Origin of the sequence: Pseudomonas extremaustralis (assembly GCF_900102035.1) — a bacterium.
Lineage (GTDB): Bacteria > Pseudomonadota > Gammaproteobacteria > Pseudomonadales > Pseudomonadaceae > Aquipseudomonas > Aquipseudomonas extremaustralis.
Genome location: NZ_LT629689.1, coordinates 5,824,215 through 5,845,856, shown reverse-complemented (window position 1 = coordinate 5,845,856; position 21,642 = coordinate 5,824,215). Strand labels below are relative to the sequence as shown.

Genomic DNA, 21,642 nt, shown 5'->3' with positions numbered 1-21,642 from the left:
AAAGGTGGGAAGTGCCTGGGCTAGATCATCCGGCGCAGCGCCGTGCAATCCTCGGCATGCCAATCGGCCAACTCCGGCCACGGGTTCTGCGGCACATTCACCAACACCGTCTTCGCCCCTGCCGCCCGACCGCAATCCAGGTCGAAGCGGTAATCGCCCACCATCACCATCCGGCTCGGCGGTACGTCCCAGGCGGCGGCCAGTTTCAGCAGACCACCGGGATCGGGCTTGGGCGGCGCGTCATCACGGCCCAGTACATCGTCGACGGCAAAGCAATCCACCAGGCCGATCGCCTCCAGCGTCACATGGGCCAACTCCCGCGCATTGCGGGTCAGGATGCCCAGCCGATAACCCCGCGCGGCCAGCTCGCGTACCAGCTCCACCGCCCCCTCGGCGGCGACCGAGCCCAACGCCAGTTCGCGCTCATGCTCCAGCAGCCAGGCGTGCTTGGCAGCCGCCACGTCGCGCGGCAATGCGGCAAGGTGCGTGAGGATGTCGTCCTCGGGGGGAATCTCCAGGGCTACGCGGATGGCAGCAAAGTCATGCACCGCCACCGTGAGGGTGCCGTCCATGTCGAACACCCAATGTTTAATGTCCGCCAGGTTCATGCCCAATCCTTGCGATGACGAATCAAGCCTTCCTGGGTCACCGACGCCACCAATTGCCCGGCGCGGTTGTACACGCTGCCGCGGGAGAACCCACGGGAGTTGCCGGCCCACGGGCTGTCCATGGCGTAGAGCAGCCAGTCATCGGCGCGCAGGTCGGCGTGGAACCACAGTGCATGGTCGAGGCTGGCGACCTGCATGTCGGTCTGCCACACGGTCTTGCCATGGGGCAGCAGCGAGGTGGTCAGCAGGCCGAAATCCGAGGCGTAGGCCAGCAGGTATTTATGCAGCGCGGGGGTGTCGGCAAGAGCGCCGTCGGCGCGGAACCACACGTACTTGACCGGGTCGGACGGCTGCGGGTTGAACGGGTCTTTTTCGGTGACCGGGCGCACCTCGATCGGTTTGGGGCACAGCAGCTTTTCACGCATGTGCTCAGGGATCAGATGCGCACGCTGTTTGGTCAACTCCAGTTCGGACGGCAGGTTCTCCGGGCCGACCACCACGGGCATGCTGGTCTGGTGCTCAAAGCCGGCTTCGTCGTACTGGAACGAGGCGCTGCAAGTGAAGATCGGGTGGCCTTTCTGAATCGCCGTGACCCGGCGCGTGCTGAAACTGCCGCCATCGCGCACGCGGTCCACCGAATACACCACCGGCAAGGCCGCATCGCCGGGGCGCAGGAAATAACCGTGCAGGGAATGCACGTGCCGCATGTCTTCTACAGTCTGGCTGGCGGCCGACAACGATTGGCCAAGCACCTGGCCGCCGAACAATTGACGAAAACCCAGGTCCTGGCTGCGGCCGCGAAAGAGGTTTTCCTCGATCGGCTCCAGGGTCAGCAGGTCCACCAGATCTTCCAATACTTGGCTCATTCAAACTCTCCTCAGAGCAAAACGGTATCTACCTGTAGGCGCGGTCGTAACGCTTGCGCGGCGCTTTGGCGTACTTCGCGAGCAAGCTCGCTCCTACAAGGGGTCTATTGAGCATGACCGCCTGCTTATCCGTGCAGCGTGTCCAACCATTGGGCGCGGGTGATGCGGTACAAAACATGGGCTCGCAGCGGGTCATCGACTGCGACCTTGGGGTGTTCAAAATCTGCCTGCGGATCGTAATGCATACCGATGGCCTGCATGACTTTTTGTGATGGCAGATTGGCTTCAGTGGCAAAGGCGACGATTTCGTCCAGTTGCAGACGGTCGAAACCGCAACGCAGTGCTGTCCATGCCGCCTCGCTGGCGTAACCCAGGCCCCAATGCTCACGGGCCAGGCGCCAGCAGATTTCCACGGCCGGGGTGAAGCCGGCTTCGAAGCTGACATTCTGCAGCCCGGTCAGGCCGATGAGTTCACCGGTGTCCTTGCGTTGCAAGGCCCACAGGCCAAAGCCGTATTCGGCAAAATGGCCGCGTATCCGACCGATCAACGCCGCGCTTTCCAGGCGGTCCAGCAGCGCCGGGAAATAGCGCATCACCTGCGGGTCGGCGCACATCTGCGCAAACGCCGACAGGTCGCTGTCGCGCCATTGGCGCAGCACCAGGCGTGCACTTTCCAATTCCAGTATCGGCTCCATGGGGCCCCTCTCTTGCCGTGTGCGTGAGTGTACAGCGCTGTTAAGATCCTTCGCAGACTCCTGTCAGAAAATCCCATGCCTTTGCCATTGATCTACCACGATGACTACAGCCCTGAGTTCCCGGCAGACCACCGGTTCCCTATGGACAAGTTCCGCCTGTTGCGCGACCACCTGGTGTCCAGCGGGCTGACCCAGGACAGCCACTTGCTGCGCCCGGCCTTGTGCCCCCCGGAGATTCTGGCCCTGGCCCATGAACCTGGGTATATCGAGCGCTACATGAGCGGCGAATTGTCCCGCGAAGACCAACGCCGCCTCGGCCTGCCCTGGAGCGAAGCCCTGGCCCGGCGCACGGTGCGCGCGGTCGGCGGCTCGCTGCTGGCGGCCGAACAGGCGCTGGAACACGGCCTGGCCTGCCACCTGGCCGGCGGCACCCATCACGCCCATTACGACTACCCGGCAGGCTTTTGCATCTTCAATGACCTGGCGGTGATCAGCCATTACCTGCTGGCCAGCGGCCGGGTCAACCGCGTGCTGATCTTCGACTGCGACGTGCACCAGGGCGACGGCACCGCACGCATCCTCCACGACACGCCGGATGCGATCACCGTGTCGCTGCACTGCGAAAAGAACTTCCCGGCGCGCAAGGCCCAGAGCGACTGGGACATCCCGCTGCCCATGGGCATGGCCGATGCCGATTACCTCAAGGTGGTGGACGACGCGCTCAATTACCTGCTGCCGCTGTACCAGCCCGACCTGGTGCTGTACGACGCCGGCGTCGATGTGCACAAGGATGACGCCCTCGGTTACCTCAAGCTGACAGACGCAGGCGTCGCCGCCCGGGATGAAAGTGTGATGCGCCACTGCCTGGGCCGCGACATTCCGGTGATGGGCGTGATCGGCGGCGGCTACAGCAAGGACCGCCCTGCCCTGGCCCGCCGCCACGGCATCCTGCATCACAGCGCCCAGCGGGTGTGGACGTCATCAGGTTGTCATTGAAGTGTGGGCGTTACCCACAATGCCTGTGGAACGGCCTGTGGATAAGTTGAGCGTAAGCGTCTGAAAGCGAGTCGCCTCATGGCTTGTAGGAAGGTGTACATTTTTTGATCAGGCAGCTGCGCTGTCGTCGGGTAGAATGCTCGGCCTATTCACCTCACCGTAGCCCTGCCCATGCCTCAGACCGCTCCCTCACACGTCACCATCATCGGCGGTGGCCCCGCCGGGCTGATGGCCGCCGAAGTCTTGAGCCTGGCGGGCGCACGGGTGGACCTCTACGACGGCATGCCCTCGGTGGGACGCAAGTTCCTGCTGGCGGGCGTGGGTGGCATGAACATCACCCACTCCGAAGCCTACCCGGCGTTCCTGGCCCGTTATGCCGAACGCGCACCGCAGATGGCGCCCTTGTTGCGTGGGTTTGGCGCCGAGGCATTGTGCGAATGGATTCACGGCCTGGGCATCCAGACCTTTGTCGGCACCTCCGGCCGAGTATTTCCTACCGACATGAAAGCTGCGCCGCTGTTGCGTGCCTGGCTCAAGCGCCTGCGCGACCAGGGCGTGGTTATCCACACCCGTCATCGCTGGCTGGGCTGGAGCACGGACGGCGGCTTACTTATCCACAGCCCGGACGGCGAAAAAACTATCCACAGCGATGCCGTGCTGCTGGCCCTCGGCGGCGGCAGTTGGTCGCGCCTGGGCTCCGATGGCGCCTGGGTCGAGAGGCTGGCAGGCAAAGGCGTGTCTTGCGCTCCGTTGCAGCCGAGCAACTGCGGCTTCGAGGTGTCGGCCTGGAGCGAACTGATGGTCAGCAAATTCGCCGGCGCACCGCTGAAAAACGTCGCCATCGGCCTGGCAGACGACAAGCCCCGCCTGGGGGAATGCGTGATCACCGCGACCGGCATCGAGGGCAGCCTGATCTACGCCCTGTCGGCGCCGATTCGTGAAGCGATCAACCGCCACGGCGCGGCCACCGTGCATATCGACCTGCTGCCGGGCAAGCCGCTGGACAAGGTCCGGGCCGCCTTGGCCAAGCCGCGCGGCTCGCGCTCGATGAGCAAGCATTTGCACAGCCAGTTGGGCTTGGATGGGGTGAAGGCGGCGCTGTTGCGCGAGCTGGCACCGGCGGAACACTTCAATGATCCAGCGCAGTTGGCGCTGGCGATCAAGGCGTTGCCGTTGACCCTGGTGAACACCCGGCCAATGGACGAGGCCATCAGCACCGCCGGCGGCGTGCCGTTTGAAGCGCTGGATGAGCGCCTGATGCTCAAACAATTGCCAGGGGTGTTCTGCGCGGGAGAGATGCTGGACTGGGAAGCGCCGACCGGCGGGTATTTGCTGACGGGGTGTTTTGCCAGTGGCAGAGCCGCCGGGCGCGGCATGCTGGAATGGTTGAACACTTGAGATTTGCGGTGAACTCAAGTCCGCTATCGGGAGCAAGCCCCCTCCCACAGTTTTGATTTGTGAATACATTCAAAATGTGGGGGACTTGCTGCCGATAGGACATCAGCCACGCCGCAACATCACTTCTTCTTACGCGGCCCGGTATTGAACACCGGCACCTTGCGCACCGGCTTGATCGACGGCTCAGCCGGCGCTACTTCACCACTGTCCACCCACTTGCCCAGATTGCGCTTGCCGCCACCGCCGGAGGTTTTAGGTTTCTTCGGCTTTTTCGGCTTTTTCACCACTTGCCCGCTGGCATCGGTGTCCGGCACGCGGTGCTCCGGTTCGAAATCCGCCTCCATCTTGCGGATCAAGGTCTGACGCGTGAGCATCTCGATGGCCGACAGCATGTTCACTTCATCGGCGCACACCAGGGAAATCGCCTCGCCGGTATTGCCCGCGCGACCGGTGCGGCCGATACGGTGGATGTAGTCCTCGGCCACGATCGGCAGGTCGAAGTTGACCACCAGCGGCAGGTCTTCGATATCCAGGCCACGGGCCGCCACGTCGGTGGCGATCAGGATCTGCACATCACTCGACTTGAAGCGGTCCAGCACACGTTGACGGGTCGCCTGGGGCTTGTCGCCGTGGATGCCGTCGGCATTGATGCCCAGGCCCTGCAACTTATCCACCAGCGCGTCCACGCCGTTACGGGTCTTGGCGAACACCAGCACCTGCTTCCAGCGGCCCTTGCGCATCAGGTGCACGAACAGCTCGGCCTTGCGCTTCTTGTCCACCGGCACCACCCATTGCTTGACGGTGTTGGCGGCAACGTTGCGTGGGCTGACTTCGATGCTCAGCGGGTCGTTGAGCATCTGCCCGGCGAGCGTGCGGATTTCATCGGAGAAGGTCGCGGAGAACAGCAACGTCTGGCGCTTTTTCGGCAGCATGCGGTAGATGTTCGCCAGTTCTTCGGAGAAGCCCAGGTCGAGCATGCGGTCGGCTTCATCCAGAACCAGGGTTTGCAGCTGATTGAGCTTCAGCGCGTTCTGGCGGAACAGGTCGATCAGGCGGCCGGGGGTGGCGACCAGTATGTCAACGCCTTTGCGCAGCCTCATCATCTGCGGGTTGATGCTCACGCCGCCGTACACGGCGTAAGTGGTCAGCGGCAGGTGTTGGGCGTACTCGGCGACGCTGGCGTGCACCTGCTCGGCCAATTCGCGGGTCGGGCACAGGATCAGCGCGCGCGCCGAGTTGGCGGCGACTTTCGGCCCTTCCATGGTCAGCAGTTGCAGGAGCGGCACGGCGAAAGCGGCGGTCTTGCCGGTGCCGGTCTGGGCCGCAGCCATCAGGTCGCGACCGGCCAGCACCGCCGGAATGGCTTGCGCCTGTACCGGCGTCGGGGTCTGGTAGCCAAGCGTCTCAAGGGCGCGCAGCAAGGGTTCGATCAGGCCAAGGGTGGCGAAAGTCATGTGTTTACCGTAGGAAAAATTCAGCGCAAGGGCGTAATGCGCGGCAGTTTACCTTATTTCCAGCTTGGGCTTTCGCCACTGGGGCAGGCTGATCAACAGCACGGCACTGATGATCACCAGCATGGCCAGGGACTCTTCCAGGCCGATGGTCTCGCCGATGAACACAATCCCCAGCAACACCGCCACCGCCGGGTTGACATAGGCATAGCTGGTCGCTGCCGCCGGACGCACGTGCTTGAGCAAGTACATATAGGCGTTGAAGGCGATGATCGAGCCAAATACCGCCAGATACGCCAGCGCCAGCCAGCCCTCCAGCGGCGGCATGGCCTGCAGGTGTTCACCGGTGAGCGCGCTGGCGATCAACAGGGTCACACCGGCCACCAGCATTTCTGCGGCGCTGGCCATGGCGCCCGGCGGCAACGGCAGGCGCCGACTCCACACCGAACCGAATGCCCACGAAGCCGCCGCGAACAACAGCAACGCCGCACCCATCGGGCTCGACTGCAAGGTGCTGCCCATGTTGAGCATGGCGATGCCGATCATTCCCAGGATCACCCCGGCCCATTCCAGGCGGGTGTTGCGCGCCCCCCAGAAATAACCACAGAGCAAGGTGAACAACGGCACGGTCGCCACCGCCAGCGCAGCCACGCCGGAAGACACGCCAGTGTGCTCAGCCACACTCACCGCGCCATTGCCGAACGTCAGCAGCAAAATGCCGATCTTCGCGGCGGCCTTCCACTGCTGCCACGTCGGCGCAGGGGCTCCACGCCAGCGCAAAAAGCCATACATCGCAGCCCCGGCGAGCAAAAAGCGGATCCCGCCCAGCATCAACGGCGGCCAGTACACCACACCGATACGAATCACCAGGTAGGTAGAACCCCAGATCACATACAACGCAAAAAAGGCAGCTATCAGCGGTAAGGAAAAACGACGTGGGCCAGGCATTGGGCAGCTCTGCGGCAGAAAAGAGAGAGGCTTATTCTAAAAAGGCAGGTGCATAAACATAAGTTACAAAACCTGTTTAAACCGCCCGTATACTTTTCAAAACATGGTTGTGAGGGCTATAACCCATGCTTTCGAAAGCCACCTGACGCTGGAACCTTTTCATGGACAAATACGACCGCATGCTTCTCAGCGCCCTGCTCGAAGACGGCCGCGCGTCCTACGCGCAACTGGCGCGCACGGTCAACCTCTCCGCGCCCGCTGTTGCCGAACGCGTAGCCAAGCTCGAAGCCAGCGGCGTGATCACCGGCTACCAGGCCAAGGTCGACCTGTCCAAAGTGGGCTTGCCGATCCAGTGCGTGATCGAACTGAGGCTGACCCACCATGGCAGCCAGAAGGTTTACGAAGCGCTGGCCGACATCCCCGAACTCACCGAATGCCACCGGGTCACGGGCGACCCGTGCGTGATCATGCAGGCGGCGGTGGGCTCGATGCCCGAGCTGGAGGATTTGATCAACCGGATTGCGAAGTTCGGCTTCAGCAAGACCTCGATCATTCTCTCGAGCGCGATAGAACGGCGGGTACCGTTGGGGCAACTGGAAGGAAATGGGAAGAGTGGCGGCTGATCTACCGCCATCGGGGCAAGTCGAATTGTGGGAGGGGGCTTGCTCCCGATAGCATTGGGTCAGCTAGACGACCTGTATCTGACACACCACCATCGGGAGCAAGCCCCCTCCCACCTCAGAACCCGCGATGTTTCTTCAGATGCTCATTGATCTTCGCCGCCGGCACTTTCTGCAACGTACACAGCAGGTCATGGGACAGCTCGCGCAAGCCATGGGTGCGACGCAGTTGCTCAGCCAGGTACGCCGTCAGGTTGGCCGCCATCTCCGCATCCGCCATCGCCCGGTGAGCCTTGCCGGTATGAGGCAGTTGAGCGAAGGCGTTCAACGTGCCGAGCTTGTGGTTGGGTGCCGAAGGCATCAGGCGGCGGGCCAGCAGCAGGGAGCAGGCGAATTTCTGCAGGCGGGTGCGGCGGATCAGGCCCAGTTCGAAGTCCCAGAACTTCTGGTCGAACGCGGCGTTATGCGCCAGCAGCGGCGTAGTGCCGACGAATTCGTTGACCTCGTTCATCACCCGTTCGGCCGGCGGCGCGCTGCGCAGCATGGCGTTGCTGATGCCGGTGAGTTGTTCGATAAAGCCCGGCACGCGCACACCGGCATTCATCAGGCTCTGGTAGCGGTCCACGATCTGGCCACGTTCGAGGATGACCACCGCGATTTCCGTGGCCCGGCAGTGGCTGCTCGGGGTGATGCCGGTGGTTTCAAAGTCGATGACCGCTATACGTTCCAAACCTGTTCCAACTCCGTCTAAACATCTATTTGAGCAGCAGCGCGCCTTCGATCGGCACATAGCGGCTGGCGGCACGTATCAATGAGTTGGCCGTCAGCCCCGGTACGCCGTAGGCCACGGCTTCGACGCCATGCTTGCTGATGATGCGGTCGAGCAACATGTCGAAGTCACCGTCGCCGGAGGCCAGCACGATTTCGTCGACGTGATCGGCGGCGTCCATGATGTCGAGGGTGATGCCCACGTCCCAGTCGCCTTTGGCCGAGCCGTCGCTGCGCTGGATATAGGGCTTGAGTTTTACCGTGAACCCCAGGTTGCGCAGGATCTGCTGGAACTGCTGCTGTTTGCTGTCGCCGCGATCGATGGCATAGGCGTAGGCTTCGACGATCTGCCCGCGCGCGCTGATATCAGCCCACAGGGCCGCGTAATTGAAGTGACAGCCATAGGCTTGGCGAACGGTGTAGTAGAGGTTTTGAACATCGGCGAACACTGCAATTTTCTTCACCGCACTTCCTCATGACAGCCAGGCACCACGGCCCGGAAAGGGTGCCAGTATGCCAGCCGCGAGAAAGTTTCCGGAAAAAATCAGATCGGAGCGACCAGCCGCCCCGATCTGGCTGTGATCAGACGAAGGAATCGTCGTCGTCGAAAGACGAGGAATTATCGGAATAATCGCTGTCCGCGAAGTTGTCGGCATTGTTGCTGCCCCAACTGTCATTGCCGGCGAACTTCTGGTCGTCGTTGCCCCAGTTACTGTTGTCACTGGCCGGCGCCGGCACTTCGCGAATGATTTCTTCCACCACTTGCGGCTGTTGCGAGTTGTGGTTGAACAGGCTGCTGATGCCCTCGGCCAGCATCACACCACCGGCGACGCCCGCGGCGGTTTTCAGCGCGCCACCGAGGAAACCACTGCCAATCGGCGCGGCGGGCGCTTGTGGCTGCTGATAGTTCTGTTGCGGGGCGCCATAGTTCTGCTGCGGCGCAGGCTGGCCGAACGAAGGCCTGCCCGGTTCACGCCAGCCGCCGCCGGAAGAGGCCGGCGCGCTCTGGGTGGGTTGGGGGTCTCGGGGGCCGCCGCCAAAAATACTCGACAGGAAACCACCACTGGCAGGCGCCGGTTGTGCCGCCTGGGACTTGGCCCGCTGCAGCTCATCCTGCAATTGCTGGATCTGTTGGGCCTGCTGTTTGTTCTGCGCATCCAGGCTCTTGAGCGCGTGTTCCTGCACCAGGATCGACTGGGTCATGTAATACCCGACCGCTGGTTGGCGAGTCATATGCTCCTTGATCCGCGCTTCTGCTTGCGCATCGCGGGGGGCTGAGTCCGTTTCGGCTTGTTGCAACCGTGAAAACAGTCCGTCGATCAGGGTTTGCTCTTCGCTGTTCATGGCGACCTCGTTAGATTGCCGGTAGAAATCGTGGTCCCGCCTGGGCTCAGGCTAGGTACGCACCTAGTTATGGGGGTGTTACCAGTTGTTTCAATGGTCTTTACTCAAGGTTTACGTTTGCGTCCCTCTGACCCTGATCGGTTAAAGTGTCGCCCTTGCTTCCTGGCCAGCGATGAACCTGATGAATCCGTTAGACGTACTGCGCGACTCTTTCCGTTTTACCCAGCGCAACCTGGGCGCCATCGTCCAGCTGTGCCTGCCGCTGGTGATCCTTGAAGCCCTGCTGCAACAGGTACTCGACCACACGCTTGGTCCGGACGCGTTTCCCGGCTACAGCGTGGTGGTGGGGTTGCTGGTGTACCCGCTGTATACCGGCGCGCTGATCCTGTTTCTCGACGCCCGCACCCGTGGCGAGTCGCCGCGCACCAAGGACGTGTGGGCCATGGCCCTGGCCCTGTGGCCGCGTTTTGCGCTGCTGACGGCCATGAGCACGCTGTTGATACTGCTTGGCCTGTCGCTGTATTTCCTGCCGGGCCTGTGGCTGATGGTGGTGCTGGCGTTTGCCGAATACCTGCTGGTACTGCGCGGTATGTCGGCGCTGGAGGCGATGAAGGAAAGTTTCCGCCTGACCCGTGGGCATTTCTGGCGAATCCTGGTGTGCCTGCTGTGTGTGATGACCCCGTTATGGCTGCTCAAGGGTGCCAGCGTGGCGGCGTATCCCGAGCCTGCGCCGCTGATCGGCGTGCTGATCGACAGCGCCCACAGTTTCCTGCAACTGTTCACCTGCGTGGTGCTGTTCCGTTTATTCATGCTGATCGCTGGCGATGCCGATGTGCGGTGATATGCTCCACCCCACTCCTGACACGCTATAAGCCGAGCCGATGACCCGTTTATTGCGCATCACCCTGCTGGGCCTGCTGATCGTCGCAGGCCTGCTGACAGCCCTGATCTACAGCCTGACCTGGCGCCCCGCCGCCAAGGAAACCCTGGCAGTGAGTTGCGTCGCGCCCCGTGCGCCGACCCTGCTGCCTGGGCAGGCGCTCAAGGTCATGACCTGGAATGTGCGATACCTGGCCGGCAAGAACTACGTGTTCTGGTACGACACCGCCGACGGCAGCGGCCCGGACGAGCGCCCCACCGTGGAAGACATGGCCGCCAGCCTCGACGAAGTGGCGCGGGTGATCCGCGACGAACAACCCGACATCCTGCTGCTGCAGGAACTCGACGAAAACGCCAAGCCGTCCCACTACCAGGACCAGTTCGCGCTGTTGCAAGAGCGCCTGGTCGACCTCTACCCGTGCAGCGCCCAGGCCTTCGACTGGAAAGCCGACTTCGTCCCCGACCGCCATATCTTCGGCAGCGTCGGCCGCAAGCTGGCCACCCTGAGCCGCTACCAGATCGAGCACGCCGAACGCCTGCAATTGCCGGCACCGGACGCCAACTTCATCAGTCGCCAGTTCCAACCCAAGCCCGCCCTGCTGCTGACCTACCTGCCCCTGAGCGACGGCGGCCAACTGGCGGTGCTCAACACCCGTCTCGACGGCGACGCCCCAGGCCGCAGCGCCGTGCAGGAGCAGGTCACCGCCACGGTCAAGCTGCTGGATAAATTCGAAGGCCGTGGCACGCCCTGGCTGATCGGCGGCGACTTCAACCTCCTGCCCCTGGGCCAATTCCTGCGCCTGGACGCCAGCAAACGCGGGCGCTATTCGCCGGACAGCGAACTGCACCTGTTGTGGGACAAGTACCCGATGATCCCCAGCAACAGCGAATCCAGCGGCATTGATCGCGAGAAATGGCTGACCCACTTCCCCAACGACCCGAGCATCAACGGCCCGGATCGCACCCTGGATTACCTGTTCTACAGTTCCCGGATCAAACGCATCGAAGCCAAAGTGCGCCAGGACGACACACTGCGCATCTCCAACCATTTGCCAGTGATTGCGCGCTTCCTGCTACCCCCTGCGCAGTAGGGTTTTCAGCATTATCAGCCTGTTCCGACACACTTATCAGGCGCATCCCACCGCCATTCCGACGGCATCCGACAGTAACTTCGTATTTTCCGCGTGATCGGCTTTTAACGGTTGCTCCTGCCCATTTTGCTGACTTAGGTTCCTCGTCAACGCTAACAATGACGAGGCAATGCCCATGTCAGGAAAACCCGCCGCGCGCGTTTCAGACCCCACCACCTGCCCCGTCCCCGGACACGGCACCAACCCCATCGCCAGCGGCTCGCCCGACGTCTTTTTCGACGGCCTCCCCGCCGCCCGAGTCGGCGATACCTGCACCTGCGGCCAAGCCCTCAGCGGCGAATTCGTCCCCACGGTGTTTATCAACGGCCGCAACGCCATGACCCTGGACGGCACCACCGACCACGGCGGCGTCGTGATCGGCGGTTCAGGCAGCGTCATCATCGGCAACACCCACACCCCTGCGCCGTTTATTCCGCCCTTGCCGATTGTTGGCGAGGCGCTGGTGGACTTCACCGCCATCAGCGCAGTCGATGACGAACCCATTGCCCTGCAAGCCTACGAACTCGAAACCGCCGAAGGCCGGCGTGTAAAAGGCCAGACCGACCCCCAAGGCACGACCCAAAGCCTCCCAACCCCCGACCCCGACCTCGCCGTCGTGCGCTGGACGAGCTGAGTCTCAAGGAAGCCTCCCATGACCGACCAATGCATCACCCCACACGAACTGGACCTCAAGAAACTCTGGGACAGCACCTGCGAACTGTCCGCCTGCAAGCGCGTCACCAGCCACGATGGCAGAAACCCGAAGACCACCATCGTAGTGCCGATACTGACCTGTCGCTGCCTCTGGAAAAGGTTTCAAAAAGAAGCCGAAGAGTGGATCGCCCCCGGCGGCGTACTCATCGCCGACCCACTCGCCCGCAACCGCAGGATCAACGCGGCGTATGCGCAATTGTGGCTGGCGGATAACCGGTTTCAATGGGCGGGCTTGGCGGCGTTCGCGTCGAAGCAGGTGGGGTGTGGGTTGTTGCATGCCACGAAATTGCAAGAAGGCATCGCAATGGAAAAAGAGGCGCATCGAAAATTACGAGAAACACCATCTGAAACACTCTATGAGGGGTTTGGATTTAAATTCAGTCGAATCGACCCCAAGGTTTGGGAGGACGTTGAAAAAGCCAGGTCCGAAAATCCGCTACCCACTACGGATATCACTTTAGGGGATAACCAGCGCTCTCTGGTGCAGGCGCAATTGGACTATGTATATGAGATGTTGGCATTGGGTAACACCGCGCTGTTTCTGGATGTTTATCCGTTGCACCGGTTTTTTATGGTGCGAGGATATAAGGAAATGGAACAGTGCATAGGAATCCGGGAAAAAATAGCCAACCATGTGATATGGCCGATAAAAGACCGGGTAAACTTCGGAACTCCCCACCAAGAAGTCCTTGATACATTTGAAGCCATTGAATCAGGAAATATCGCAGAAAGCGTTAACCACATGGCGACTCACGAACAAATCAATATCCTGCAACCAGCAATGTACGATGACGCACATTTCGCGTCACTTATATGGGGCACACATGCATCGGACAAATTATCAGTCGTTACCGGTTTGTTGTCTGGCGTTCCTGAAGGCATACAACTCACCTTAGCCAGTCAATGCAGAGTTTCGGACGAACGAAGTGTTTCCTTCAGTAGTAATCCACTGTCCAATCTTGCTAATAAAAATCAACGAATGGAGTTCGTACTGCGAGCTGCCGCACAATTCAACAACCTTCTTAAATATCCCGCGAGCAGAAGCCAGCTGGAAAAATCCATTGCAAATATTGCCGATGGAACCGGAGTCCGCCCGTGAGCCGACCAAATAGACAGCGGCTGTTTTTTCTGACACTGGCAGTTTTTATCACAGTTAGTCTTAGTTTCTTGAATTTACCTTGGAGTAGCAAGACTCTATCGGTGCATATTGGAAAACCTTACACCGAGGTTATTAATGATTCGACATTTTCGGTAAGCCGCAACACCGCGATCTATCCTGGTGACCCAAGCGATGAAAAAGACCCACCCTACCCGGCCTCAACATGGGTCCGCACCCCTACAATTATTGAGTTTGACGACCCTGACTACGGATTCACCCTACCTGAAACGATATTTGGGGCAGTAACTTATAAGGACCTTAGGGTTTCAACAATTACAACATCGCCAATGTCAGAAAGCTCACATTTTACAGAGGCTATCCTGCGCCTGACGGAAGTACAGAAAACACTTAAAAACCGTGACTGGAAACTTCAGAAAAAAGACAAAAACGGATGGTTCAAACTTGAATCCGCCACACAACAAGAACAACTTCAGAAAACACTTTTCGACCAAGCCAGCAGTATCAGTTTATACATCCCCGGAAAATACAGCTTATTTCTGAGCATTAAATGCTTCGAGCACTGTAGTGAGCGCGATACGAAGATCGCAAAGTACCTGATCGACATCAGCATTGGGCGAGAACGCACTTAAAACAGCGGGATAAGCACTTCAACAGTGAGGGTGCATTTTAACGAGCAACCTATTAAAGCGTTCATTTTGATAACCCCCAGCCGGACCTCGCCATCGTGCGCTGGACGAGCTGAGCCTCAAGGAAGCCTCCCATGACCGACCAATGCATCACCCCACACGAACTGGACCTCAAGAAACTCTGGGACAGCACCTGCGAACTGTCCGCCTGCAAGCGCGTCACCAGCCACGATGGCAGAAACCCGAAGACCACCATCGTAGTGCCGATACTGACCTGTCGCTGCCTCTGGAAAAGGTTTCAAAAAGAAGCCGAAGAGTGGATCGCCCCCGGCGGCGTACTCATCGCCGACCCACTCGCCCGCAACCGCAGGATCAACGCGGCATATGCGCAATTGTGGCTGGCGGATAATCGGTTTCAATGGGCGGGCTTGGCGGCGTTTGCGTCGAAGCAGGTGGGGTGTGGGTTGTTGCATGCCACGAAATTGCAAGAAGGCATCGCAATGGAAAAAGAGGCGCATCGAAAATTACGAGAAACACCATCTGAAACACTCTATGAGGGGTTTGGATTTAAATTCAGTCGAATCGACCCCAAGGTTTGGGAGGACGTTGAAAAAGCCAGGTCCGAAAATCCGCTACCCACTACGGATATCACTTTAGGGGATAACCAGCGCTCTCTGGTGCAGGCGCAATTGGACTATGTATATGAGATGTTGGCATTGGGTAACACCGCGCTATTTCTGGATGTTTATCCGTTGCATCGTTTTTTTATGGTGCGGGGGGTTAAAGAAATGGAGGAGTGTTTGCGCACACGCAACATGTTAAAAGATGAGGTAATTTGGCCGATTGCAGATAGAGTTGAATTTGGCGGATTTCAGCAAGAAATCCTTGAAACGTTTACCTACATTGATCATGGTGATATTGGTGAAAGCGTACGGACGATGGCACGGCACGAGCAAATAAACATCCTTCAACCTGCATTGTATGATGTAGAACGTTTTGCACTATTAATGCGAGGAACCCAGGCGGGTGATGTCGTGTCATTCGTCACGGGCCTATTCTCTGGAATACCAGAAAAAATACAATTAACCTTGGCTAGCCAATGCAAAGCGTCAGATGATCGAGAAATTTCTTTTAGCCGTAATCCCATCGCAAACTTGGCGGACAAGGATCAGCGGATGGAATTTGTAGTGAGAGCAGCAAATCAATTCGATACCTTATTAAAAAAACCTAGCACCTACTCTCAATTAAAAGCTTCTATTACCGAAATTGCCCGTGGCGAAGGAATTAACTAATGCGAATATCGCGCCTCAGTACACTAACTTTGATTACATTATTTTTTTTAATTTATATCACCCGCCCCCTCAAAACTACTACAGTCATTTCCGCTCACATTGGAAAGACTTATGAAGGTGTGGCACGAGACTCAACATTCCCGATCAAAGCCAAAGCAGTGATCTATCCAAGTGACCCGCCGGAGCCGGACTCAGTATGGCTTGACGGTTCAGTCATTGTGAAGTTCGACGACCCTGAACACGGTTTCACCTTACCTCCGACAAAATTCGGCCTCGTAGGTTTCAACAAATGGAAAGTTACAACCATCACCACTTCCCCGATGCTTGAGACCTTACCTTTCGACCAATTAATTCCATTGCTCGACCATATTCAGGAGATGCTAAAAAGTACCGGATGGATACCAAAAGATAACGATCAAGACTACAGTTGGATCAAGACAGGCACCAAGACTGAAAGAAACGCCCTACAAAACTTACTCTTCGATAAAGTCGTCGTCGCGACGCTTCTAATACCTCGTAAATACGGCATGTCGCTCGTCGTCAAATGTTACGCCCGTTGCGATGAGCGCGACCCGAATACGGCGAGATATCTAATCGATGTTAGTGTGGGAAGAGACTATAGCAACAGATAAACAATGGCCCTCTCGATTCCCAGCGTGGAAGTCTCCTTGATATTTTGGCAAACAAGGGTCAACGTATAGAGTTTGTAAATGCCCCATCAACGCTCCAGGGTGATTTGACGAACAAAAGGCAACGCATGAAACCTACAACACGAGCAGCAATACAACTTAAAACTTTAATCATGCACAACCCATAACAAACCTCGCTTTTTCCAAGTTATCCATAGCAAAGGAATTAACCAATGCAAAGACTACGCCTTGGGGCACTAGCTTTGATTTCATTATGTTTTTTAATCTATATCACCCGCGCCCCCAAAACCACTACAGTCATTTCTGCTCACATTGGAAAGACTTATGAAGGTGTAGCACGAGACTCAACATTTCCGATCAAAACCAAAACAGTGATCTATCCAAGTGATCCGCCGGAGCCAGACTCCGTTTGGCTTAGAGGTTCGGTCATTGTGAAGTTCGACGACCCTGAACACGGTTTCACCTTACCTCCGACAAAATTCGGCCTCGTAAGTTTTAGTGATTGGAAAGTCGTGACCATCACTACGTCCCCTATGCTTGAAACCTTACCTTTCGACCAGCTAATTCCACTGCTCGACCATATTCAGCAGATGCTAAAAAAATCCGGATGGATGCCGGAATTTGAAGGCGAAAGACACTCTTGGTTCAAGATAGAGAATGAAGCCGATAGAAACGCGCTACAAAGCCTCCTATTCAAACAAGCCGTCAGCGCGGCGCTTCTAGTACCTCAAAAATACGGCATGTCGCTCATCGTAAAATGTTACGCCCGTTGCGATGAGCGTGACCCGAACACGGCGAGATATCTAATCGATGTCAGTGTGGGAAGAGACTATAGCAGCAGATAAACAATGGCCCTCTCGATTCCCAGCGTGGAAGCCTCCTTGATGTTTTGGCGAACAGGGGTAAACGCAAAAAAGGAGCAACACTCCTTTACAGCCAACGTAAAACTCCAACCCGCCAAGAAAAGTTAAGAATTTACATAATGAAAATCGCCAAGACTGAGAAAACAGAGTAATGCGCAAATTACATCTAAGCATCTTATCCGCAACCTTGGCTGTTTTTATGTTTCATCTCAACCGTGCTCCCGGAAAAATCGGCACTATTTCCCTGCATGTGGGAAAACACTACGTAGACATCCTTAATGATTCAACATTCCCAGTAAAATCCAATACTGCAATGCGCGCAACGACGCCTCCAGTAGAGGATTCAACCTGGATTACCAGCCCAACCATTGTGAATTTTGATGATCCTAAACACGGCTTCACCTTACCCCCAACAACGTTCGGCGTTATAGGCTATAACAAAGGGGTTGTAACAACCCTCACCACCTCCCCGATGCTTGAGGCTTTGCCTTTCGATCAGTTAATTCCACTACTCGACCATCTTCAGCAGATACTAAAAAAAGCCGGATGGATACCAGAAGACGACAACGAGAATTACACTTGGGTCAAGATAGAGAGTGAGTCCGACAGGAGCGCCTTACAAGGCTCATTGTTCAATAACGCCAGAACGGCGACGCTTATGATACCTCGCAAATACGGCATGTCGCTGATCGTCAAATGTTATGTGCGCTGCAACGAGCGCGATCCGAGCACGGCGAAATATCTGATTGATGTCAGTATTGGAGAGGATTTCAGCAACAGCCCCCCCCCTCAACGCCCCTAGGTGATTTGACGAACGAATGGTAACGCATGAGATCTGTAACACGAGCAGCACTACAACTTAACAGCCAACTTAAAACTTTAATCACGCACAACCCATAACAAACCTCGCCTTTTCCAAGTTACCCATAACAAAGGAATTAACCAATGCAAAGACTACGCCTTGGGGCACTAGTTTTTATTTCATCATGTCTTTTAATCTATATCACCCGCGACCCCAAAACCACTACTGTCATTTCCGCTCACATCGGAAAGCCCTATGAACGTGTAGCACGAGACTCGACATTTCCGATCAAAACCAAAACAGTGATCTATCCAAGTGATCCGCCGGAGCCAGACTCCGTTTGGCTTAGAGGTTCGGTCATTGTGAAGTTCGACGACCCTGAACACGGTTTCACCTTACCTCCGACAAAATTCGGCCTCGTAAGTTTTAGTGATTGGAAAGTCGTGACTATCACCACCTCTCCGATGCTTGAAACCTTGCCTTTCGACCAATTAATTCCATTGCTCGACCATATTCAGAGAATGTTAAAAAGTGCCGGATGGATACCAAAGGATGACGACCAAGATTACAGCTGGATCAAGACAGGCACCAAGACTGAAAGAAGCGCCCTACAAAGTTTACTATTCGATAGAGTCGTCGTTGCGACGCTTCTAGTACCTCGCAAATACGGCATGTCACTCATCGTCAAATGCTACGCCCGTCGCGATGAGCGTGATCCGAATACCGCGAGGTACCTAATCGATGTCAGTGTGGGAAGGGACTATAGCCACAGATAAACAATATCCCTCTCAACTCCCCCCTATTTACGCGGTTTGATCCGCGCCGTCGCCTCGGCTACCAGTGGGTCGTCCGGCCAATAATGTCAGGTATCAAATTACGTTCCTTCGATTGACACCGCCAAATCGCCCGTAATCCCTACCTATGATGCTATTTCGGCGACTCCCCATTGACCGTCAAACTCACCCCCATTGATTGACAAAAACTGACGCCAATCAAGAGAAGGTTTGACAGGTGTACCAGAGCACGTCAGGTCTTACAGCACAAAATGTTTGACACTGAACATTCGGCCCACTACTCCCGAATGCAATCAAACAGAGTTTGAACCTGCGTCCCTGAGCGCCCGCCATGCCCAGATCTTTTCTTCAGCGCCCCTTGAAAGGGTGACGCACGTCCCCATTTCTCTGTGAACGCCCCCGCAACCTCTTCGCAAGGGAATGCTCACCATCATGACTACTGGGAAGTTGATCGATCGCTTTGAAGGGCCGTCAGGCCGCGCCGTTCTTGAGGAAGTACTGCTTGAGCAGAAGCTGGTACTCGGAAATCAAGACCTAGCACGCCGCCTCGCAGAGGTAGGAACGCTGGAGGAGATCGCTAAGGATGCTGTGCTCATTACCGAGGACGCGGAGGACTCCGAGGTTTATTTCATCATCACAGGGCATTTCCAGGTGAAGGTCCATGATCGTGAAGTCGCAACACGAGGGGGCGGCGATCACGTCGGAGAAATGGCTGCTCTGGTCCCAACAGCGAAGCGCTCTGCTACTGTACTGGCCACCGAGCCCTCGATTGTCTTGAAGGTCAGCGCGGCAGACTTCAAGTCCATTGCGGACGCGTATCCCTCGGTTTGGCGACAGGTCACTCGGCAACTGGTCGATCGACTACACCAGCGAAACGACATGGTGCTTCCTGCCCATCAGTCATCCCACGTATTCATCATTTGCTCGGTCGAGGCACTCCCTATTGCCCGGGCAATCGAGAATAACCTTGAGCACGACAAGTTCTTCGTAAAGACCTGGACACAAGGCGTTTTCCGCGCATCGCAGTACGCCCTTGAAAGCCTCGAAGAGCAACTGGACGAGTGCGATTTTGCCATCGCAATCGCACAGCCGGACGACTCCGTCACAATGCGCGAGGAAACCAAGAATACGCCGCGCGACAACGTCATTTTCGAGCTTGGCCTGTTCGTAGGACGACTTGGCAGGGCACGAACCTTCCTTCTTGAGCCTAGGGGTGACGAGGTACATCTGCCGTCAGATCTGAAAGGGCTGACAACCATCGGATATCGCCTAACGAAAAGTGAAGACCAGCTGCCCTCCAGCCTATCTCCAGCCTGCAATCAGCTACGCACCATTTTCAACAAGCTAGGACCGAAGTAACGGATATCTGTCAACAAGCAAATTTGGCATGCGCTTGCCTACCGCATTGCAGCGCGCCCAATCACCCGAAGGAGTGATCGATGAGCAAGAGCTGGAACCATGATCGCGCTGCAAAACACATAGACCAGAAGATCGCTGATGTTGAGGAAATCACCATCAAGGATTACGTGCGCGACATGTCGTTGGAATCGATTCCTACCAGTACCGCGTACCGCGTGGATGGGGTCCACATGTATGCGGACATCATGAATCTCGAGGACATGCTGAACATCACTGCAGTCGAGGGCACAGAGTGTCACAAGCGCACGCTGCGCTTTCTTGACCAGCACTACCGGGCAGTCAAGCGAATTCTCAACAAGGTTGATGCGCGCCGCGTCGACTTCCACAGTCAGCGGCTGCACTCCCTTTTCACTAAGCCGTACAACACTGAGTCCGGCGCTGAGACCAAGCGTGTTCAACGCGCCGTTGCGACTGCGCAATTGATCATTGACGTGCTTGCAGAGACGGGCGACGACGATGAGCAAATCCCAGCAGCCAAGGTTCGAATTGGCATCGATACCGGCCTAGCTCTTGCTGTAAACAATGGCCGCAGCGGGTACCGCGAACCCTTGTTCCTGGGCGATCCAGCGAACCATGCCGCGAAACTGGCCAGTAATAACAAGGCCAGGGGTATCTATCTGACCAACAATGCTCGTAAGGCCATCGGCCTTGCGGAAAGCGATGAGCCGGAAAAATCTGCCCTAACCGCGATAGAGATCAAGGCATGTCAGGATGCGGCCAAGCTGGATGTCACGTCCGACGAGATCGTCGAGGAGTGGCGTGAGGATCTGAAAAAGAACCCCATTGGCGGTTACCAGTTTTCCCGCCAAACCCCACCCCTGCGTGATATGGACATTTACTCGCTGACTCCGGCCAACTCGAAGCGACAGGAGATGGTGAGCCTCTACGCCGATATTGATGGCTTCACAGCCTACGTGGCCGATCACATCAACGAGAAGACCGACGATGTCGTGCGGACTTTGCATGTCATCCGCTCCGAGCTGGAGCGGGTCGTGACTTCCGACTTCGAAGGGCGCCGGGTGCGCTTCATCGGAGACTGCGTGCAAGCCCTATCCTGTGACGGCACCGCGCATACTACTGACGAAGAGAAGTCAGTATCCGAGGCCACACGGCTAGCAGGTGCACTGCGCAGCAGCTTCAATCTCGCAATTGAGCGGCTGAACGCCGAAGGTATTGAAACCGGCGACCTCGGCCTCGCGATTGGCTTCGATCTGGGCCCAATAGCCGTCACGCGCCTGGGCGCCAAGGGTAATAGAGTTAGGTGCGCTATCGGGCGTAGCGTGATCGAGTCTGAGAAACGCCAATGCGCGTGTTCGGGGGTGGAAACCGCGATCGGGCAAGTAGCTTACGACGCAGCATCGAAAGCTGTGCAGAACCTGTTTGGGAAGAGTCGTAAGACATCACACCTGGACTACAACGAAGCTACCGAAGCCCTGGCAGATGATGGGGACGCATCTGCGAAGCAAGCTCGCTCGGAAGCCTATGCGGGTTCCGCCGCCATCATTCGCGCAGATGAGCGTCAGGTGCAGCCCCACTCCCGCCAGAAAGTAGACGGCAGCCGTTGAGCACAGCGCTCGACCTGATTGCACAGGTCGCCCCAGATTTCGGGGGTACCTGTGTAACATCCGTTCCGCAGACAGCAACGCTTGATCTTCCGAT

Annotated in this window: 23 protein-coding genes; 15 read left to right on the top strand and 8 right to left on the bottom strand. The window is 57.3% G+C overall.

Annotation, left to right across the window (positions count from 1 at the left end; all coding sequences use genetic code 11):
* Nucleotides 1-20 precede the first annotated feature (20 nt).
* From BLR63_RS26975 to BLR63_RS26965, 3 genes are all read right to left on the bottom strand, one after another.
* Entirely contained in the window at nucleotides 21-608 is a 588-nt protein-coding gene (locus tag BLR63_RS26975) for an HAD family hydrolase (protein ID WP_010562524.1), read from the bottom strand.
* Nucleotides 605-1,474: an acyl-CoA thioesterase II gene (tesB, locus tag BLR63_RS26970; protein WP_010562523.1), complete on the bottom strand. Its 870-nt coding sequence runs from the start codon at nucleotides 1,472-1,474 to the stop codon at nucleotides 605-607. Before tesB ends, BLR63_RS26975 begins: the two co-directional genes overlap by 4 nt.
* Nucleotides 1,475-1,599: 125 nt before the next feature.
* Nucleotides 1,600-2,169: a GNAT family N-acetyltransferase gene (locus BLR63_RS26965; RefSeq protein ID WP_010562522.1), complete on the bottom strand. Its 570-nt coding sequence runs from the start codon at nucleotides 2,167-2,169 to the stop codon at nucleotides 1,600-1,602.
* 75 nt (nucleotides 2,170-2,244) lie between these two features.
* Between BLR63_RS26965 and BLR63_RS26960 the strand changes: the two genes are divergently transcribed.
* Complete coding sequence (locus BLR63_RS26960; protein WP_010562521.1) at nucleotides 2,245-3,165, top strand: histone deacetylase family protein; 921 nt, start codon at nucleotides 2,245-2,247, stop codon at nucleotides 3,163-3,165.
* 171 nt (nucleotides 3,166-3,336) lie between these two features.
* Nucleotides 3,337-4,563 (top strand): TIGR03862 family flavoprotein, encoded by a 1,227-nt coding sequence (locus tag BLR63_RS26955; protein ID WP_010562520.1) that lies wholly within the window; start codon nucleotides 3,337-3,339, stop codon nucleotides 4,561-4,563.
* 119 nt (nucleotides 4,564-4,682) lie between these two features.
* On the opposite strand, the gene BLR63_RS26950 is transcribed toward BLR63_RS26955, so the two are convergent.
* Both BLR63_RS26950 and yedA read right to left on the bottom strand, forming a co-directional pair.
* Entirely contained in the window at nucleotides 4,683-6,017 is a 1,335-nt protein-coding gene (locus BLR63_RS26950; protein ID WP_010562519.1) for a DEAD/DEAH box helicase, read from the bottom strand.
* 48 nt (nucleotides 6,018-6,065) lie between these two features.
* On the bottom strand, nucleotides 6,066-6,962 hold the full coding sequence (gene yedA, locus BLR63_RS26945; RefSeq protein ID WP_010562518.1) for a drug/metabolite exporter YedA: 897 nt from the start codon (nucleotides 6,960-6,962) through the stop codon (nucleotides 6,066-6,068).
* A 161-nt stretch (nucleotides 6,963-7,123) separates the two neighbouring features.
* On the opposite strand from yedA, the gene BLR63_RS26940 reads away from it, so the two are divergent.
* Nucleotides 7,124-7,585, top strand: coding sequence for an Lrp/AsnC family transcriptional regulator (locus BLR63_RS26940; RefSeq protein WP_010562517.1), 462 nt, complete (start codon nucleotides 7,124-7,126; stop codon nucleotides 7,583-7,585).
* A gap of 115 nt (nucleotides 7,586-7,700) precedes the next feature.
* Here BLR63_RS26940 and BLR63_RS26935 read toward each other — a convergent pair whose 3' ends face one another.
* From BLR63_RS26935 to BLR63_RS26925, 3 genes are all read right to left on the bottom strand, one after another.
* Nucleotides 7,701-8,312 (bottom strand): 3'-5' exonuclease, encoded by a 612-nt coding sequence (locus tag BLR63_RS26935; protein WP_010562516.1) that lies wholly within the window; start codon nucleotides 8,310-8,312, stop codon nucleotides 7,701-7,703.
* 25 nt (nucleotides 8,313-8,337) lie between these two features.
* Nucleotides 8,338-8,814, bottom strand: a complete 477-nt coding sequence (locus BLR63_RS26930) for a LabA-like NYN domain-containing protein (protein ID WP_010562515.1) — start codon at nucleotides 8,812-8,814, stop codon at nucleotides 8,338-8,340.
* A gap of 118 nt (nucleotides 8,815-8,932) precedes the next feature.
* Entirely contained in the window at nucleotides 8,933-9,694 is a 762-nt protein-coding gene (locus BLR63_RS26925; protein ID WP_010562514.1) for a DUF2076 domain-containing protein, read from the bottom strand.
* A gap of 181 nt (nucleotides 9,695-9,875) precedes the next feature.
* Here BLR63_RS26925 and BLR63_RS26920 point away from each other — a divergent pair, with 181 nt between their 5' ends.
* The 12 genes from BLR63_RS26920 to pycC all read left to right on the top strand — a co-directional run bounded on the left by BLR63_RS26920 (nucleotide 9,876) and on the right by pycC (nucleotide 21,548).
* Nucleotides 9,876-10,535, top strand: a complete 660-nt coding sequence (locus tag BLR63_RS26920) for a YciC family protein (RefSeq protein WP_010562513.1) — start codon at nucleotides 9,876-9,878, stop codon at nucleotides 10,533-10,535.
* Nucleotides 10,536-10,575: 40 nt separating this feature from the next.
* Nucleotides 10,576-11,664, top strand: a complete 1,089-nt coding sequence (locus BLR63_RS26915) for an endonuclease/exonuclease/phosphatase family protein (protein WP_010562512.1) — start codon at nucleotides 10,576-10,578, stop codon at nucleotides 11,662-11,664.
* Nucleotides 11,665-11,839: 175 nt separating this feature from the next.
* Nucleotides 11,840-12,337 (top strand): PAAR domain-containing protein, encoded by a 498-nt coding sequence (locus BLR63_RS26910; protein ID WP_010562511.1) that lies wholly within the window; start codon nucleotides 11,840-11,842, stop codon nucleotides 12,335-12,337.
* A gap of 18 nt (nucleotides 12,338-12,355) precedes the next feature.
* Nucleotides 12,356-13,516, top strand: a complete 1,161-nt coding sequence (locus BLR63_RS26905) for a DUF2515 family protein (RefSeq protein WP_010562510.1) — start codon at nucleotides 12,356-12,358, stop codon at nucleotides 13,514-13,516.
* Complete coding sequence (locus tag BLR63_RS26900) at nucleotides 13,513-14,166, top strand: hypothetical protein (protein WP_231998121.1); 654 nt, start codon at nucleotides 13,513-13,515, stop codon at nucleotides 14,164-14,166. The genes BLR63_RS26905 and BLR63_RS26900 overlap by 4 nt, the downstream gene beginning before the upstream one ends.
* Before the next feature lie 131 nt (nucleotides 14,167-14,297).
* The gene (locus BLR63_RS26895; RefSeq protein ID WP_010562508.1) at nucleotides 14,298-15,455 is read left to right on the top strand and encodes a DUF2515 family protein; all 1,158 of its coding nucleotides are present in this window, start codon (nucleotides 14,298-14,300) and stop codon (nucleotides 15,453-15,455) included.
* Nucleotides 15,455-16,087: a hypothetical protein gene (locus BLR63_RS26890; protein WP_083365976.1), complete on the top strand. Its 633-nt coding sequence runs from the start codon at nucleotides 15,455-15,457 to the stop codon at nucleotides 16,085-16,087. Before BLR63_RS26895 ends, BLR63_RS26890 begins: the two co-directional genes overlap by 1 nt.
* A 230-nt stretch (nucleotides 16,088-16,317) precedes the next feature.
* Nucleotides 16,318-16,950: a hypothetical protein gene (locus BLR63_RS26885; RefSeq protein ID WP_010562506.1), complete on the top strand. Its 633-nt coding sequence runs from the start codon at nucleotides 16,318-16,320 to the stop codon at nucleotides 16,948-16,950.
* A 169-nt stretch (nucleotides 16,951-17,119) separates the two neighbouring features.
* The gene (locus BLR63_RS26880) at nucleotides 17,120-17,770 is read left to right on the top strand and encodes a hypothetical protein (RefSeq protein WP_042946303.1); all 651 of its coding nucleotides are present in this window, start codon (nucleotides 17,120-17,122) and stop codon (nucleotides 17,768-17,770) included.
* Nucleotides 17,771-17,913: 143 nt separating this feature from the next.
* Complete coding sequence (locus BLR63_RS26875) at nucleotides 17,914-18,546, top strand: hypothetical protein (RefSeq protein WP_010562504.1); 633 nt, start codon at nucleotides 17,914-17,916, stop codon at nucleotides 18,544-18,546.
* 450 nt (nucleotides 18,547-18,996) lie between these two features.
* Complete coding sequence (gene pycTIR / locus BLR63_RS26870) at nucleotides 18,997-19,923, top strand: Pycsar phage resistance system effector protein PycTIR (protein ID WP_010562503.1); 927 nt, start codon at nucleotides 18,997-18,999, stop codon at nucleotides 19,921-19,923.
* A gap of 80 nt (nucleotides 19,924-20,003) precedes the next feature.
* Nucleotides 20,004-21,548, top strand: coding sequence for a Pycsar phage resistance system uridylate cyclase PycC (gene pycC / locus BLR63_RS26865; RefSeq protein WP_003127475.1), 1,545 nt, complete (start codon nucleotides 20,004-20,006; stop codon nucleotides 21,546-21,548).
* Nucleotides 21,549-21,642: the final 94 nt, after the last annotated feature.